The following is a 15,996-nucleotide window of genomic DNA, read 5'->3' as shown; positions in this document are numbered from 1 at the left end:
GCGCGCCGCCTTCGAGCTGGCACGGACGAGGCGAAACAAGGTCTGCTCGGTCGACAAGGCCAACGTGCTCGAAACCAGCGTGTTGTGGCGCGAGGAGATTATCGCGCTTCACAGGGAAGAGTTTTCCGACGTCGAGCTCACCCATCTCTATGTCGACAATGCCGCGATGCAGATCGTCCGGGAGCCACGGCAATTCGACGTGATGGTGATGGGAAATATCTTTGGTGACATTCTTTCCGACTGCGCGGCGATGACGTCGGGTTCGCTGGGCATGCTTCCTTCGGCCTCGCTTGGTCCCGTCGATCGGTTCGGCCGGCGTAAGGCGCTCTACGAACCCGTCCACGGCAGCGCGCCGGACATCGCGGGCAAGGGCATAGCTAATCCTCTTGGCTCGATCCTCAGCGTGGCGATGATGCTGCGCCTGACCTTGAACCGTCCTGCGGATGCGGATCTTCTGGAGAAGGCTGTAGACGCTGTCTTGGCCGCGGGTGCGCGGACGGCGGACATCGCGGAGCCGGGAGCAAAGAGGCTGTCGACGGTCGAGATGGGCGATGCGATTCTAAACGCGCTCGAGAAGGTTGCGGGCAGAGAACGAGAGTCTGTATAATGACATATCTCACGAGACGTTCAGCGCTTACGATCATCGCAGGCGGTAGCGCAGTCGCCTTGGGGGGCCGCGCGTGGGCCGGAGACAGTCCGGGCCGGGTCATTTATCCGGTTGCGGTGCCCGTCTATCAAACGCAATTCGTGGCCGATCGGATCGGCTTCTTCAAAGAGGCCGGGCTCGATTGCAAGCTGATCCAGGGCGGCAGCGGGGTGAAGACGCGGGAGATCGTCGCATCGTCGCAGGGAGATATCGGCATCGGCGACATCACCCATCCGATGCAGCTCAGCAACCACGGTCGGGCCGGGCGCGTGCTGATGCCGGTCGACACACGCTCCAGTGCGGTAATGTTCATCATCCGCAAGGATTTGAAGGACCAGGGCATCGACACGCTGGAAAAGCTCACCGAATGGAAGCGACCGGACGGACGCAAACCGATCGTTTCGGTTTCCTCCCTTGGTGGCACCAATCACGTATGGGCTTCCTACTACATGGAGACGATGGGGCTCGACCAGAAGGTAACCTGGATCGGTACCGGCAATGTCGACACCATGTTGGGGACACTGAAATCGAAGCAGGTCGACGTGCTCGTCAATTCGCTTTCGTTGCTGAATGAATCCAGAGAGCAGGGCTGGGGAGACCTGCTGTTCGACGGCACGGATGAGGCGATCTGGAATAAATATATCGGGGGCAAGGTGCCGGTGACGGCTCATTTCACCTTGCAGTCGACGATCGACAAGGATCCGCAGAAGATGCAGGCTTTCGTCACCGCGTTGTGGCGAGCGACCCAATGGATAAGGGCGCATACGCCTGAACAGGTCTACGGTACTGGGACGTTCCGATCGGCTCGCCGCGATCTTTCAACCCTTCATCACGGCCGTGAACTCTATTCCCCGGATTGCGCTCGCGCCCATCATCGTGCTCGCGTTCGGCATCGGGGACGTGTCGAAGATCGTCACGTCCTGGATCGTGGTGGTATTCCTCGTGTTCTTCAACACGTTCGAGGGAGCACGATCGATCGACGGCGGCTTCATCAATGCCGCGCGCCTTCTCGGCGCCAGCGAATGGCAGATCACCCGCACGGTCGTCATTCCATCGACCATGGCCTGGGTGTTTGCGTCACTGTCGCCGGCGATTTCCTTTGCCTTGATTGGAGTGATCGTCGGTGAGTTCATCGGCGCAGAGCGGGGCATCGGTCGCCTGATCATCGAGTCGGAGGCGCGCGGCGAAAGCCTCGGGCATGATGGTCGCGGTCATCGTGCTGATGTTGGTCGGCGTGGCGCTTTCCGCCCTGATCCGGCGATTGCAGGCCTATCTTTTGCGTTGGCAACAGCACAATATGGCCGAGTAGGCTGCGGCGACGAGCAGAGATGGGCTATTGCAATGGGCATTCAAATCTACGGATTCTGGCGGTCGATCGCGTCCTTTCGGGTGCGGGTGGCGCTCAAGCTGAAGGGAATGCCGTTCGAGGAGATCTCAGTCGACATCCTCTCAGGCGAGCAGTTCAAGCCTGATTACGAGGCTGTGAATGCAGAACGCGTGGTGCCGACCTTCATTCACGACGGTCATTCGGTGTTCCAGTCGCTGGCAATCATCGAATATCTTGAAGATATCCAGCAGGAGCCGCGCTTGATCCCGAAGGATCCACGCGAACGCGCCTACGCCAGGTCGCTGGCGTTGATGACGGTTGCGGATGCGCATCCCCTGGTGACGCCACGTGTCCGCAATCACCTGACGAAAGCGTTTGGCGCCGACGCCCATCCGATTGAGAATTGGGGTAAGCACTGGACCACCGAGGGTCTTGCGATCTACGAGCGGATATTGGCTCGACGTCCTCCGGAGCCGTTCGCTCTGGGCGTTGAACCCAGCCTGGCCGACATATGCATCGCCGGCCAGGTGATCGGCGCGCATTTCCTCAAGCTGGAACTATCGGCGTATCCGATCGTCGCGGGGCTGGCTGATCGGTGCTTTGCTCTGCCTGCGTTCGCAACCTCTCACCCTTTCGAGCAGCCCGGCTACAAGGCAGCAAACGCGGGGCGCTGATCATCGTCAACTCAGAGATCGAGGCCGAGGATGCGCGCGGCGTTGCCGCCCGCGATCTTCGCCAGAGTGCGCTCGTCCATGCCCCTTGCTCCCGCGACATGACCAATCGGGTTGTATTCGGCCATATCAAAGGGATAGTCGGTCCCCATCAGGATGCGGTCGGGACCGAACAGATCGATCAGGTAGGCGAGCTGGTGGTACGAGAAGACCACGGTATCGAGATAGACCTGCCGTAGATAGGTGGTCGGCGGCAGCGGCAGGTCGGCATGCGAATCCTGTCGTGCGCCCCAGGCGTGATCGATCCTGCCGGAATAGCTCGGAAGGTATCCGCCGCCATGCACCGCCATCAGCTTGAGCTCGGGGAAGCGTGCAAGAGTCCCGGAAAAAATCAGATTGTGCAGCGCTAGCGCTGTATCGAGGGGATTGCCAAGCACATTGCTCAGATAATGATGAGTGAGGCGTTGACCATGGGTAAATCCATTCGGATGCATCATGATGAAGGCGCCGAGCTGCTCGGCTTTGGCGAAGAATGGTCGGAACTTCGGATCTGACAGCTCCTGACCATCGACATTGGTCAGAATCTCGACCCCTTTCAGTTCGAGCGTTCCCATGACGTAGTCGAGCTCGCCGACTGCGACCTCTGGCTCCTGCAGGGTGACCACACCAAGGCCGACGAATCGATCGGGCTGCCGGGAGCAAAATTCCGCGACGCCTTCGTTAGCGAGGCGGTGCGCGGATTCCGCGATCCTGGGATCAACGGAATAATAGCATTGGCCCGGTGCAGGTGCCACGACCTGGATGTCGATGCCCATCCGATCAAGATCGGACAGGCGGCGGTCGATCGTGGTCATGACCTCACGAACATCCTTCTCCTGCTGAGCGTTGATTTCCCTGGTGGGTTCGTCGGCGAAATAGCCAAGGGGAACGCGGCTGGGATCGATGTGCGGCTGCGCCAGGGCAGCCGCCTGGGGAACGACGATGTGAGCGTGAATATCGACGGTAGACGACTCCGGACGCCGGGCAAGGCCGTCGGCGTCATGAATGCGCGCGGCCGTGCGGCCATATCTGTTTCTGCTGTCGATCATTGAAGGAGCCTTTACGCTGATGGGAGCATCGAGGTGATCGTCACTTCTGCGGCGCCTTTGACCGCTGCGGCCATCGGGTCGCTATCGCCGTCGCGTCGCTTTCGCCGAGGCCCTCGGTCTCCGCCTGCTCGTAGCAAGAAAGGGCGCTGACCGCGACCGGAAGCTCGGCATGAAGCGATGCCGCAAATCCAATCGCGGTGGCGAGGTCCTTTCTCGCGGCATTGAGGCCAAATGCGGTCGTTCCCGCTGGTTGACCGCTCAATGCTTTGGCAATGACTGCGCCGCGGCCCTTCATTGCAGCCGGCGTACCAGCGGTATCGGAAAGGATGTCGATCAACCGGTCCGCTGCAAGGTTGAGTGGTTTGCAGATCGTCAAGGCTTCGCCGAGCGCTTGCCAATAGACCAGCAGGGGCAAATTGACGGCCAGCTTCAAGGCCGCTCCCGAGCCGACGGGGCCGACATGCTCGATGCGGCGACACAGCTGCTCGAGGATCGGCTTTGCCCTAGCGACATCGGTTTCACCTCCGCCAACAAGTGCAAACAGCTTGCCTTCCCTGGCCGGACCGGTGCTTCCCGCGACCGGGGCTTCGACGAATGTCGCACCTTGCCCCGCCACCATGGCGCTGATCTTTTGCATCGTGTCCGGTCGAACGGTGCTCATGTCGATCACAAGTTTGTCGGCGAGCTTACCCTGAAGAATACCGTGTGGCCCCAGGTAGACAGCTTCGCTTGCAGCGTCATTCAACAGCATGATGATAACGGTGTCGCAGCCAGCGATCAGCTCTGCGGGAGACGGAAAGCGTTCGGCGCCGGCCTCGACGAGGGGGCGGGTTTTGGTCGGATCGCGGTTCCAGACGCCAAGTTGATGTCCGACGGATATCAAACGGTGAGCAATTGCCGCTCCCATCCGTCCTGTTCCACATACTCCGACTTTCATGCTTCACCTCGATCAAGGAATAGCTATCTTAATGGCCGTGATAGACACCGAGATTCTGTTCGATGATCCTCTCGTCCTCCAGGAGTTCGAGGGTGCTGCCCGCGAAGACGCAGCGGCCAGTGTTGAGGATGACCGCGGAATCGGCAAACTCCAGCGCCAGCTTCCGGTTCTGCTCGACCAGAACGATGGACTGTCCCTGCTCCTTCAGCCGCCCGAGCGTTCGACCGACTTCGGCCACGATCTGCGGCGCAAGGCCCTCCGACGGCTCATCGAGCAGGAGCACGCTCGGATTTCCCATCAATGCTCTTCCGATGGCCAGCATCTGTTGCTCACCGCCGGACAGAGTTCCGGCGAACTGGGCGTGGCGTTCGCTTAGTCGCGGAAACAGGTCGTAAACTCGTTCGACTGTCCAGGGCCGAGCGGTGGAGCGCCTCCGCCGTTCGGCGACAACGAGATTTTCACGGACCGAAAGTGAAGGAAAGACACGCCGGCCTTGTGGCACAAGCCCTATCCCGAGATGGGAGATCCGCTCGGGGGGAAACCCCTCGATCCTTTTCCCGAATAGGCGAATCTCGCCCTGGCGCGGCTTGAGAAAGCCAATAATGGTCGAGATGCATGTGGTTTTTCCCGCGCCATTGCGGCCCAACAGAGCGAGCACGTTGCCTGAGGGCAACGTGAAGCTGACGCCATGCAGGATATGGCTGTCGCCATAGAAGGTGTGCACGTTCGTCAAATTGAGCGCGTCAGGTACCAAGGTACACCTCCCGTGTTCGCTCGTCGGCGATGACGGCGTCGCGCTCGCCATCGACGATCACGCGACCGTAGTCGAGCAAAGTCACGGTTTCCGCCAGCTCCAGCGCCGTATCCATGTCATGCTCGATCATGATGATCGTGATCTCGCGCGGAATTGAGGTGATCAGCGATTTGACCGTGGATCTTTCGGCGTTCGAGAGGCCGGCCAACGGCTCGTCCAATAAAAGCAGGCGCGGTTTTTGCGCAAGTGCCATGGCGAGTTCGACGCGGCGCTTCTCGCCATAGGCGACGTCGGATATCGGACGGCCGGCCAGATGCAACAGCCCGACCGTATCAAGCATCCTGTGGGCTTCGGTTGCAAGGTCGCCATAGAACGACAACGGGCGGCACATCTGCCAGCGCGATGGGCGCAAGCCGAGCATGCCGAGCATGATGTTGTGCTCGAGCGTATCGCCGGAAAACAGCGTGATGATCTGGTAGGTTCTGGACAATCCGAGATGCGCGCGCCTGTAGGGTGGAAGCTGAGTAACGTCTCTGCCAAAGAGCCTGACGACCCCGGAATTCGGTCGCAAATCCCCGCTGATCTGATTGAACAGGGTGGTCTTGCCTGCGCCGTTGGGGCCGATGATCAGCCGCCGCTCGCCCGGGCTAACGGAAAGCGAAACGTTGTGTGTGACTGTGAGCCCTCCGAAGGTCTTCTTCAAGCTGAGGAGCTCAAGCGCGTGATCCGACCTTGATGCGTTCACGATCGTTTCCCGCGAAATCTTGCCGTTAGCTTTTCGACGCCTGGAACGATCCCGGCGGGCATGACGAGAACAATGAAGAGAAAGACGAAGCCCAGAAGCATGTTCCATCGTTCGACGTAAGCCGACGCGAAATTCTTCAACAGAAGCACGACGGCGGCACCAACGACGGGGCCGCCTAAAGTGCCGGAGCCACCGGCGATGACGCCGAGTAGGGCTTCAGCCGAGCTGGTGATCGAAAGCGCGCTCGGGTGAATGTATTTGTGATAATAGACGTAGAGCAGGCCGGATATGCCGCCCCAAAAGCCGGCATACACGAAGGTGATCCAGCGGATCAGCCAGGGATTGAAGCCGAGCGCCGCCATCCGACGGGGCTGGTCGCGTACGCCTCTGAGGGACGATCCGAAGGCGGATGACACGAAGATCGCCATCATCAGAAACGAGAGCACGGCAATGAACAGAACGAACCAGTAGAAGGACGCCGGCGTCTCCAGTGGTATACCGAACGGAGCCGGCCGGGTGAGGCCCGCAACTCCATTGTCGCCGTTGGTGACGCCCGACATCCGGTAGGCGAGCCCCCACAGCACCTGCGACAGAGCCAGCGTGATCATTAGAAACCCGAGACCGCTGGCGCGAAGCGCGATGAGGCCGAACAGTGCCGCCATGACGACTGTCGCCGATAGCGACAGCATGGCCGCGGCGCCGTGGCCGAAACCGTATCTCGACGTCAGCAGCGCGCTGACATACGCCGCAATGCCGAGGTACGAAGCATGGCCCAGCGATGTCATGCCTCCGAAACCAACGAGAAGATTCAGGCTTAAAGCAAAGATCGAAGCGATCAGAATCTGGCTTGCGAGATTGATGTAGAAATCGCCCGCGAAAAACGGTGGAAGAGCGAACGAAGCAACGATGACGATTGTAGCCAGCCATTTCATGCGATGACGCGTCCGAACAGGCCTTGCGGACGAAAAGCGATCACGAAGATCATCGGCAGGAAGAGTATGATGTAGGCCAGCTCCGGAAAGAGGGCGGTGCCGAAAGTGTAGATCGTACCAATGATGAAGCTGCCGACGAACGCTCCCGGCAAGCTGCCGATACCTCCCAGAATCACCACGATCAGAGCCAGCGGAAGCATATCGGCGTCGAGCCCTGGATAGGCCGAAAGAATCGGACCACCAAGCACGCCGGCTGCACCGGCAATCCCCGCGCCCAGGGCAAAAACCATCGTGAACAGGTTCGACACGCGAATTCCGACCGCCCTTGCCATCTGGCTGTCGTCGACACCTGCGCGAATCATGGCGCCAAGCCGGGTGCGCTCCAGCAGCAGGTAGAGCACGACCGCAGCGGCAATCGCGCATCCTACCAAAACCAAGCGGTAGGTCGGAAAGACGAAGCCGAACAGGCGTGTTGGCGCCTGCAGGTTCCGAGGCGTCGGCACCGGGATGGAATCGCCGCCCCACATCATCAGACACGCGTCCGATATGATGAAGGACATGCCGAGCGTTACCAGCACCTGTCCAAGCGGATTGGCTCTTAGTCGCCTCAATACCAATCGTTCGAATAATCCGCCCATGGCTGCTACGGTAACCCCGACCCCGAGGGCCGTTATCCAGATGTTCAGTCCCTCGAAGGAGCGCAATGCGACCGCTGCAAAGTAGGTGCCGAGCATGAAGAACGCGCCGTGGGTCAGGTTGGCGAGCCGCATCAAGCCGAAGATCAACGAAAATCCGGACGAAAGCAGGAACAGCAGACCTCCCAATGAGAGGCTGTTGAGACCCTGGATGATCCAAAACTGCATTGCAGGCGATGCTGATGTTCTATGTTGCGGATGGCCTCGCTCCCGTGGAAAGGTGACTCACGGCTCCAGGTTCTTGGCCGGTGGATAGTCACGCGAGTAGACGGGGCTCTGCAGAAACGCCGTCTTGTCATAGGTCCAGAATTGCGTGACATCCGGATAGGTCTTGATCACGGCATTGACCAATCGGCCTTCGATCTTTGCCACCCTGCGAATGTACACGTTTCCGATGACGTTGCCATATTCGTCGAACTTTATAACGCCGCGGATTGTTTGCGCGTTGTTACCGCGCACCGCCGTCATCAGCGCCTTCTTGTCGACCACATCTCCCTTGGTGGCGTTGAGCGCAGCCTCGAGAACCTCACCTGCAAGATAGGTGCTGGCGGCATAATAGCCCGGATCGTACTTGAAATTCGCACGAAACGCGGGCGCAAAGGCCTTGTTGAGTGGATTATCCAGTTCGGCGGAATACCAACTCGTCGTCACGATGCCCAGCGCCTCGTCGCCCATGTTGCGCAGCACCGACTCGTCGAGCGCCGTCATGCCTCCGATGACCGCCATCTTTTCCTTGAGGCCGTATTCAACGAATTGGCGCAGAAAGCGGAAGCCGTTCGAGCCGGCAGTACCAAGGAAGATCGCATCTGCCGACTTTACCTGCGCGACGTAGCTGCCGTAATCCGGCGTCGCCAAGGGCGTGAATATCTTCTGAATGATCTTGCCGCCATAATCCTCGAACGCGCGCTGGAAGCCCGCGCACATCTCGTGACCGTAGGCGAAGTCATCGGCGACCGTGACGATCTTCTGAAACTTCAATTCCTTCGTGACGTATTCCGCGAGCGGATAGGTGCATTGTGCGGAGGTCGAGGTCAGCCTCACGAACCACGGGCTCGGATGTCGCTGAGTCATGTCCTCGGCCGCAGCGACACCAAGCGTCGGCACCTCCTTTTCCGTCAGGTAGTCAGCGATCGCCAATGCCTCGAACGCGGCGAGCGGGCCGATGATGCAACCGACCTTTTCCTTCTCAATCAGCTCTTGCGCCTTGGTGCGAGCTGTCGCCGGAACTCCAGCCGTGTCGGCGACGATCAGTTCGACCTTGCGGCCCGCAAGGATGCCGCCATGTTCCTTGAGGAACATCGTCAGCGCCAAATCCATGTCGATTCCACCGGACGCCAGTGGGCCGGTTTTGGCTGCGAGCAACCCGACGCGGATCGGCTCGCTGATCTGGGCGGGGAGGATCCGGGGAGCCGCGATGCTGGCTATACCGGCGCCGGTGAGGCCGCCAACGAGTTGTCGTCGCGAAATCGTCATCAGACCCTCCCCCGAATCATGAATGCTCGGCTTCGCCGGCTGTTGATTGCTCAATTTATCGAACGGAAGTCACAAATGATCAAGTGATAACCCAAGTGGGCGCCCGCTCGTTTCAATGGTCATGCTGGCCGGCGCCATTCACTTTGTGCGGCGCGGCGGTCCAATTGTGGTAACTCTTGGTTACCGGCCCGTGCGTGCGAGTGCCTAACGATCCTCGGGATCGAGCTTGGAAGGCTTGACGATCGAGCGCTTCAACACCTCGAACACTGATGCCGTGTCCTGGTCACCTAATCCCATTGCCAATGCCTCGGCATAGACGGGCTGCGTCAGCGAGAAGAGGGGGGTGATGCAGCCGACATCGTTGGCGAATTCAGCGATGATCGCCATGTCCTTCTTCCAGGTCGACACCTTCATCGTTGCCGGCTCGTAGACGCCGTCGAGCATCATTGGTGCTCGAAGCTGGAACATTCGCGAGCCTCCGGCACCTGGTCCGACCAGGTCGATGACCTGCCTGGGATCCAGCCCGGCGCACCGTCCGAGCAGCATCGCCTCCGCGGTCGCGACATTGTTGATCGCGACCAGATGGTTGGCGATGAATTTCATCCGGCTGCCGTTGCCGTATCTGCCAAGGTCGGCGCTTTGCTTGGCGAAATCGGCAAACAAACCCATGCAGGAGGCAATTGCACTGCCGTCGCCACTGGCATAAACGATGAGATCGCGGAGTTTCGCTTGCGCTCCAGTTCCGCTCAACGGACAATCGAGCGCGACATGGCCGGCCTGCCCCAGTGTGGCTTCGAAGCGAAGCTTGTCGGCCAGGCTCAGCGTCGACAATTCGATGACGATACGAGACGGCTGCCCTGCCGCAGCAATTTCCTGCGCCACTGTTTCGACCGCTGCAGGGCTGGGAAGGCTTGTCATGATGATGGGGGCGTCCCGCGTGAGCCCCGCCACATCGGCGGCAATCAAGACGCCAGCTTGTGCGAGCTCGGTTCGCCGTGTCGGATCGATGTCGGAGCCGATGACCTGCCAGCCGCGATCGAGCAGGTTGCGCGCGATCGCGCCTCCCATGATGCCAAGACCGATAATTCCAACGGTTTTGCTCATGTCGATCCGCTTCGGGCCATTGAAATCCATTGACGGACAACGCTGGCCACGCCTTAATTGGTAGTCACGCGACCATCGCCAGATAATCTCGGCCGGTCAAGCGGGTTTCGAATTTCGTCGAACCGAGCGAAGTTGGCTCCTTCCTCTTCGACGCGTCGTGGAAACGGGGCTGGCGAGAACGCAAGGAGCGCCAGATGACGGGTGTTGGCCGAGAGCCCGGAACGAACGGGCCTGCGGGTTTGGAACGAGATCGCGCTGTTTACGCAACGATGATGGCCAATGCAGAAGCGCTTGTCCCCCGCTTCCGAGATCGCGCCGCGCGCACCGAAGAGTTGCGCCGTCCTCCGCCCGAGACGGAACGCGACCTGCATGATGCCGGGCTTTTCCGGATCGTGCAGCCGCGCCGGGTCGGGGGCTCCGAACTCGATTATGTGGCGCTGGTGGATATTGCGGAGATCCTCGGCCGGGCCGACGCATCGGTCGCCTGGAATTTGGCGAACCTCGCGAGCCATCACTGGATGCTCGCGATGTTCGACGAGCGGGCGCAGGATCTCGTTTGGAGCAGGGACGCCAACGCACTAATCGCTTCCTCCTTCATTTTTCCAGCCGGCCGGGCACATAGGGTTGAGGGCGGCTATCGATTGCGTGGTAGTTGGCCGTTCTCCTCGGGTGTGGCCTCCTGCGAATGGAACATGCTTGCGAGCGTGGTGGCCTCGGATGACGATGCTGATGGGATCGAATATCGGATTTTTCTGGTTCACAAGAACGACTATCGGATACTGGATACCTGGAACGCAACCGGGCTGCAGGGCACGGGGTCCAACGACGTCGAAGTTCGTGACGCCTTCGTGGCCGAGCCGCAAACTGTCGCGGTGAGCGATCTTGCCGGCGGTCCAACGCCGGGTAGCACGATCAATTCAAATGCGCTTTATGCACTGCCTGTATTCTCGCTGTTCCCCTACGTGCTCTCAGGCGTGGCGCTCGGCAATGCCCAAGCATGCCTCGACGACTATGTCGACAGTGCAAGGCATCGGGCATCGACGTATAATCGCGCGAAACTGGGCGATCTGCAGAGTACACAGATCAAGATCGCCGAGGCATCGGCGAAAATCGACGCGGCTCGTCTGATCATGCGCTCGAATTGCATCGAGGCGATGGCAGATGCCAGGCGCGGTCATACTCCGGACATGGCGGCGAAAACCAGGCTTCGGCGCGATGGGGCATTCTCGGTCAATCTCTGCACTGAAGCGGTTTCGCTGTTGTTCTCGGCGAGCGGCGCACGCGCGCTGTTTACGACCGGGGTGCTGCAACGCCAGTTCCGCGATGCGCACGCGATCAACTCGCATATCGCGTTCAATTTCGACGCGGCGGGCACTAACTACGGCCGTGTAGCGTTGGGCCTGCCGTCCGAAAATCTGACGCTTTGAGGCCATTGGATGAACGAAGCGCCAAAGCCACTGCCTCCCGCTGACCCGGCGAATGAACTTGCCAGCGACCACTCGCCAATCGATCCGCGGGATTTCCGCAACGCGCTCGGTACCTACGCGACCGGCGTCACCATCATTACCGCAGGTGGTAGTGACGGGAAGCCTTATGGCTTGACCTGCAATTCATTCGCGTCCGTTTCGCTCAATCCACCGCTTGTGCTCTGGAGTTTGGTCCTCTACTCCTCGAGCCTGAGCGTCTTCCAGAATGCCAGCCACTTTGCCGTCAACGTGCTTGGTGCATCGCAGCAGGCGCTTGCAAACAAGTTCGCGAAGTCGTCGGAAGACAAGTTCCTGGGCGTCGAATGGACGCCTGGATTGGGTGGTGCACCGCTGCTCGCGCAAAGCGTTGCAAATTTCCAATGCCGCTCCGTCAACCGATATTACGGTGGAGATCACGTCATCTTTCTCGGTGCGGTCGAAGGCTATTCGTACAACGGGCAGGAGCCTCTTCTATTTGCCCGCGGTGCTTACGGTCGATTCGTCACCGCTGACGACGGTCCGGTGGCCGGCAAACGGACATGAGAAGGAAAGTTTCGTCCAAGCGCAAGCGGTCCAAGCAGAAGCGGCTCTCTCCAGATGACCGCCGCAGGGAATTCGTCGCCAAGGCAACTGAATTTTTCGCCGAGGAGGGATTCGACGGCGGAACGCGCGATCTGGCGCGGCGGTTGGGAGTGACCCAGCCCTTACTGTACCGTTATTTTCCGAGCAAGGATGATCTCATCAGAGAGGTCTACCGCACGGTTTATCTCGAGCCGCTCGATAGTGGTTGGGAGCGCTTGCTCAGCGATCGATCCCGACCGCTCCGCGATCGGCTGCTGGAGTTCTATCACGCCTATACCAAGGTTATTTTCAGACGAAAATGGCTGAGAATATATCTCTACTCCGGACTGAAGGGGCTTGACATCAATAGACGCTATGTTGGCGTTGTTCGCGACAAGATCCTGACCCGCATCATCAGGGAATGTCGTCATGAGGTCGGCCTTCCGCCCCAGAGCAAGCCGACGGCGCCCGAACTTGAGCTGGCCTGGGTGTTCCACAGCGGAATATTCTATTATGGAGTTCGCAAGTACATTTACGAAGCGCCTGTCCTCCAGGACAAGGAGCAGATGATCAACGATGCGCTAGACGCATTTCTCGCAGGATATAATCGAGTGTTTGGTACTCAAAATGTGAGATTGTCGCGCGCCCAAATGAGGGTAGTCAGATAGCTTGTGGCGCGTTTCACGCCGGCTCCTGTCGCCCGCGATGGCTCACCCAAGCATTGGTGCCAATTGTCCTCCTGCAATGGATCACGCAATGCATCATCCATTAACGCGCGGCATCACCTTTTCGGCCATCAGTATCATTGATTGTCTTCCTAACTCCCGATCCTTCCAGTCCTTGCCTGCATACAGCAGCGTGCCAAACCTGCCGATTTCCTCCTGGAATTCCAGGATATGGTCAGCAACGCTGTCAGGCGTTCCGTGGATGATCAACTTTTCGCAGACCGATTCGAGCGTTACCTCATCATCCGGTTGATCGCGCCGGGTCTTGAAGACCTCGATCCGGCCGTTCTTCTTCAGCTTCGTGAACAGCGAGCGGTAGTAGTACACATAAGGTCCGTCCGGATCGGTGGCATACGCTTTCGCCGTGGCGGCGTCGTTTGCAACGAAGACACTCTTAGCGACTCGCCAGTTGGCCGGATCGGCGGGGCGACCGGCGCGCTCACAGCCTTCGACATATTTGGGCCAATGGCTCTTTACCCAGGCCGGCATCAGAAAGTTTGCCGAGATCGGATCCCAGCCGCGAGCTGCTGCTTCTGTCACTCCCTTCGAGAACGGCGCGACTGCGGTCACGACAATCGGAGGGTGCGGCTTCTGAAAGGGCCGCGCAATGATCCCCTGGCCAATATCCTTCATCAGGGTCCTCTGTGTGGAGATGTTCCAATACTTGCCTTGCAGATCGTAGGGCGGCTCGCCAGCCCAGATCTCGAGCACGCGGTTGATCGCTTCGAGGAACATCGCATTTCGATCTGCGTCGAGATTGCCGAACACTTCCGCATCGGACAGGAGTCCGCCCGGACTGATCCCAAAGAGCAGGCGCCCGTCCAGCATGTGATCCAGCATGGCAACTGTTGCAGCGACGTTTGCCGGATGGGCGTTAGGCAGGTTGATCGTGCCGGTGCCAAGCTTGATCCGTTTGGTCGCGGCGGCAAGCCAGGCCAGGAATGTGATGCTGGATGTGATATTCTCGGCTTTGTCGGTGGCATGCTCGCCGACATAGGCTTCGGTGAATCCCAGCTCGTCGGCCAGGAGGAACGCCTCGCGATCCTCCTGCAACGAGAGTCGCCAATCCTTCTCCACCGGATGGATCGGCATCGTGAAAAAACCAAGATTCATTTTGCGCAAGACTCCGCAGAGAGATGCCGGCACCAGAGGACCGTGCGGTGTTAGGGAACTCAATACAAGTCCAAAAAGTCGAAGTTTGCGAAATAATCACTCGATAAACAAACTTGACCTTTGGTCGTTAGGGTCCTCTAATCGTGGTAGTTTGCCTATGAGGCGCGTCTTACATCGAAATTGCCTCGGGAGGAACACCGTGACGGCGCCGTTGCCGGTATCGCTTGAAGTCAACGATGAAAGTATAGACACGCATGTTTTGCCGCGTCTGAACCTTGCGGATTTTCTACGCGAGCATCTTAGCTTCACCGGCACCCATGTTGGTTGCGAACAGGGATTGTGCGGGGCCTGCACCGTGAGGGTGGACGGTGAAACCGTTCGTGCCTGCCTGATGCTGGCGATACAGGCGCACGGCACGTGTGTGCAAACGATCGAAGGTCTGTCGGACAGCGGCGAGGCATCCGACCTTCAAGCCGCGTTTCGTGACCGCAATGCGCTGCAATGCGGCTACTGTACTCCCGGCATGTTGATGGCGGCGCACGACCTGCTGATAGAATGTGGCGAGCCGAGCCGCGAAGACATCCGCGAGCATCTTTCGGGAAATTATTGCCGCTGCACCGGCTATCAGGCCATCGTCGAGGCGATCCAGGCGGCGGCGCACGCGCGAAGACGGCCGGCGCGATGACGGTCACTTCAATGAAATCCGCTGCCCTTTCCGTACTAGACCGCCCGAACTCGTACATCGGTAAGACGGTGCGACGGCCAAACCTCGATCGGCTGATGCAGGGGCGTGGCCTCTTTGTCAGCGACGTGAGCCTGCCGCGGATGGCTCATGTGGTGTTCGTGCGATCGCCGCATGCGCATGCGAGGATCGCGTCCATCGATGCCGGCATGGCGAAGCGGATGCCGGGTGTGATCGACGTCGTTTCGGGTTGCGAGCTTGCCTCGGTCATCACGCCCTGGATAGGCGTGCTTTCGCACCTGAGGGGCCTGAAGTCGGCGCCTCAGCATGCGATCGCAATCGATCGGGTGTGCTGGCAGGGCGAAGCGGTGGCAGCGGTCGTCGCAAGCAGCCGGGCGCAGGCCGAGGATGCCGCCGACGCCGTTGTGGTCGCATATCAGCAACTGGATCCTGTAACGGACATGTGCAGCGCGCTCGATGCACGGACGCCCGTCATTCACCCCTTGCTCGGTGACAACCTCGCCTTCGAGCGCCTGTATAGTGCCGGCGACGTCGACGAGGTGTTTGCTTCGTCTGACGAGGTCGTGGAGGCGGATTTCATTTTCGGCCGGCATACCGGCGTGACACTCGAGCCTCGCGCCGTGGTGGCCGACTGGAATTCGTCCGAGGCCCGGCTCACCATCTATCAGGGTACGCAGGCCCCTCACATGGTGCAGAACATCGCCGCCCTCCATCTTGGCTTGCAGGAGCAGCAGGTCCGCGTCGTCTGCAAGGACGTCGGCGGCTCCTTCGGCATCAAGGTGCATGTCTATGCGGACGAGATGGCGACCTATGCCCTTTCGAAGATGTTGCGGCGGCCCGTCAAGTTCGTTGCTGATCGGCTCGAAAGCTTCAATACCGACATTCACGCGCGCGATCACCGCTGCAAGGGTCGGATAGGTGTCAAGCGCGACGGCACGGTGACGGGGTTCGAGATCGACGATCTCACCGGCATCGGTCCCTATTCGATGTATCCGCGCACTTCGGGCATTGAGGCAAACCAGATCGTCAATCTGACCGGCGGGCCCTACGCATGCC

17 protein-coding genes and 1 pseudogene are annotated in these 15,996 nt (G+C 59.7%); 9 read left to right on the top strand and 9 right to left on the bottom strand.

The window, feature by feature from the left end; genetic code table 11:
- The 3 genes and pseudogenes from JOY90_RS37280 to maiA form a co-directional block, all read left to right on the top strand.
- A partial coding sequence (locus JOY90_RS37280; RefSeq protein ID WP_291696081.1) for an isocitrate/isopropylmalate family dehydrogenase occupies positions 1-607 on the top strand: 607 nt, incomplete at its 5' end.
- Positions 607-1,398: pseudogene (locus tag JOY90_RS37275) on the top strand (ABC transporter substrate-binding protein); the annotation flags it as partial. The gene JOY90_RS37280 and the pseudogene JOY90_RS37275, both read left to right, overlap by 1 nt.
- 85 nt (positions 1,399-1,483) lie before the next feature.
- Positions 1,484-2,647, top strand: a complete 1,164-nt coding sequence (maiA, locus tag JOY90_RS37270) for a maleylacetoacetate isomerase (protein WP_291696080.1) — start codon at positions 1,484-1,486, stop codon at positions 2,645-2,647.
- Between the two features lie 11 nt (positions 2,648-2,658).
- Here the strand turns inward: maiA and JOY90_RS37265 are convergent, their stop codons facing one another.
- Genes JOY90_RS37265 through JOY90_RS37235 form a run of 7 tightly spaced genes read right to left on the bottom strand, consistent with a single transcriptional unit; the run spans position 2,659 to position 9,169 of the window.
- Entirely contained in the window at positions 2,659-3,732 is a 1,074-nt protein-coding gene (locus JOY90_RS37265; protein WP_291696079.1) for an amidohydrolase family protein, read from the bottom strand.
- A gap of 40 nt (positions 3,733-3,772) precedes the next feature.
- Positions 3,773-4,669 (bottom strand): NAD(P)-dependent oxidoreductase, encoded by an 897-nt coding sequence (locus tag JOY90_RS37260; protein WP_291696078.1) that lies wholly within the window; start codon positions 4,667-4,669, stop codon positions 3,773-3,775.
- Positions 4,670-4,697: 28 nt separating this feature from the next.
- Positions 4,698-5,423 carry an ABC transporter ATP-binding protein gene (locus JOY90_RS37255; protein ID WP_291696077.1) on the bottom strand — a complete coding sequence of 242 codons (726 nt, stop codon included), beginning with the start codon at positions 5,421-5,423 and terminating at the stop codon, positions 4,698-4,700.
- A complete protein-coding gene (locus JOY90_RS37250) occupies positions 5,413-6,126 on the bottom strand; it encodes an ABC transporter ATP-binding protein (protein WP_291696076.1) in 714 nt (237 codons plus the stop codon). Before JOY90_RS37250 ends, JOY90_RS37255 begins: the two co-directional genes overlap by 11 nt.
- Before the next feature lie 38 nt (positions 6,127-6,164).
- Entirely contained in the window at positions 6,165-7,100 is a 936-nt protein-coding gene (locus tag JOY90_RS37245) for a branched-chain amino acid ABC transporter permease (protein WP_291696075.1), read from the bottom strand.
- A complete protein-coding gene (locus JOY90_RS37240; RefSeq protein ID WP_291696074.1) occupies positions 7,097-7,963 on the bottom strand; it encodes a branched-chain amino acid ABC transporter permease in 867 nt (288 codons plus the stop codon). Before JOY90_RS37240 ends, JOY90_RS37245 begins: the two co-directional genes overlap by 4 nt.
- Before the next feature lie 57 nt (positions 7,964-8,020).
- Positions 8,021-9,169 (bottom strand): ABC transporter substrate-binding protein, encoded by a 1,149-nt coding sequence (locus tag JOY90_RS37235; RefSeq protein WP_291696083.1) that lies wholly within the window; start codon positions 9,167-9,169, stop codon positions 8,021-8,023.
- On the opposite strand from JOY90_RS37235, the gene JOY90_RS37230 reads away from it, so the two are divergent.
- Entirely contained in the window at positions 9,077-9,355 is a 279-nt protein-coding gene (locus tag JOY90_RS37230; RefSeq protein ID WP_291696084.1) for a hypothetical protein, read from the top strand. The two genes, JOY90_RS37235 and JOY90_RS37230, sit on opposite strands and share 93 nt — an antisense overlap.
- Before the next feature lie 117 nt (positions 9,356-9,472).
- On the opposite strand, the gene JOY90_RS37225 is transcribed toward JOY90_RS37230, so the two are convergent.
- Entirely contained in the window at positions 9,473-10,402 is a 930-nt protein-coding gene (locus JOY90_RS37225) for an NAD(P)-dependent oxidoreductase (RefSeq protein ID WP_291696073.1), read from the bottom strand.
- A 239-nt stretch (positions 10,403-10,641) separates the two neighbouring features.
- On the opposite strand from JOY90_RS37225, the gene JOY90_RS37220 reads away from it, so the two are divergent.
- From JOY90_RS37220 to JOY90_RS37210, 3 genes are read left to right on the top strand one after another with little or no spacing between them, the layout of a single operon-like run.
- Complete coding sequence (locus tag JOY90_RS37220) at positions 10,642-11,799, top strand: acyl-CoA dehydrogenase family protein (RefSeq protein ID WP_291696082.1); 1,158 nt, start codon at positions 10,642-10,644, stop codon at positions 11,797-11,799.
- Between the two features lie 9 nt (positions 11,800-11,808).
- Positions 11,809-12,381, top strand: coding sequence for a flavin reductase family protein (locus JOY90_RS37215; RefSeq protein WP_291696072.1), 573 nt, complete (start codon positions 11,809-11,811; stop codon positions 12,379-12,381).
- Positions 12,378-13,067 carry a TetR/AcrR family transcriptional regulator gene (locus JOY90_RS37210; protein WP_291696071.1) on the top strand — a complete coding sequence of 230 codons (690 nt, stop codon included), beginning with the start codon at positions 12,378-12,380 and terminating at the stop codon, positions 13,065-13,067. The genes JOY90_RS37215 and JOY90_RS37210 overlap by 4 nt, the downstream gene beginning before the upstream one ends.
- Before the next feature lie 93 nt (positions 13,068-13,160).
- Here JOY90_RS37210 and JOY90_RS37205 read toward each other — a convergent pair whose 3' ends face one another.
- On the bottom strand, positions 13,161-14,237 hold the full coding sequence (locus tag JOY90_RS37205) for an LLM class flavin-dependent oxidoreductase (RefSeq protein WP_291696070.1): 1,077 nt from the start codon (positions 14,235-14,237) through the stop codon (positions 13,161-13,163).
- A 199-nt stretch (positions 14,238-14,436) separates the two neighbouring features.
- Here JOY90_RS37205 and JOY90_RS37200 point away from each other — a divergent pair, with 199 nt between their 5' ends.
- A complete protein-coding gene (locus JOY90_RS37200; RefSeq protein WP_291696069.1) occupies positions 14,437-14,922 on the top strand; it encodes a (2Fe-2S)-binding protein in 486 nt (161 codons plus the stop codon).
- Positions 14,844-15,996: molybdopterin cofactor-binding domain-containing protein (locus JOY90_RS37195; protein ID WP_291696068.1), on the top strand; the 1,153-nt coding region annotated here is incomplete at its 3' end. The genes JOY90_RS37200 and JOY90_RS37195, both read left to right, overlap by 79 nt.

This window comes from Bradyrhizobium sp., assembly GCF_019242285.1.
Lineage (GTDB): Bacteria > Pseudomonadota > Alphaproteobacteria > Rhizobiales > Xanthobacteraceae > Bradyrhizobium.
This window is presented reverse-complemented; position numbering and strand designations above follow the sequence as displayed.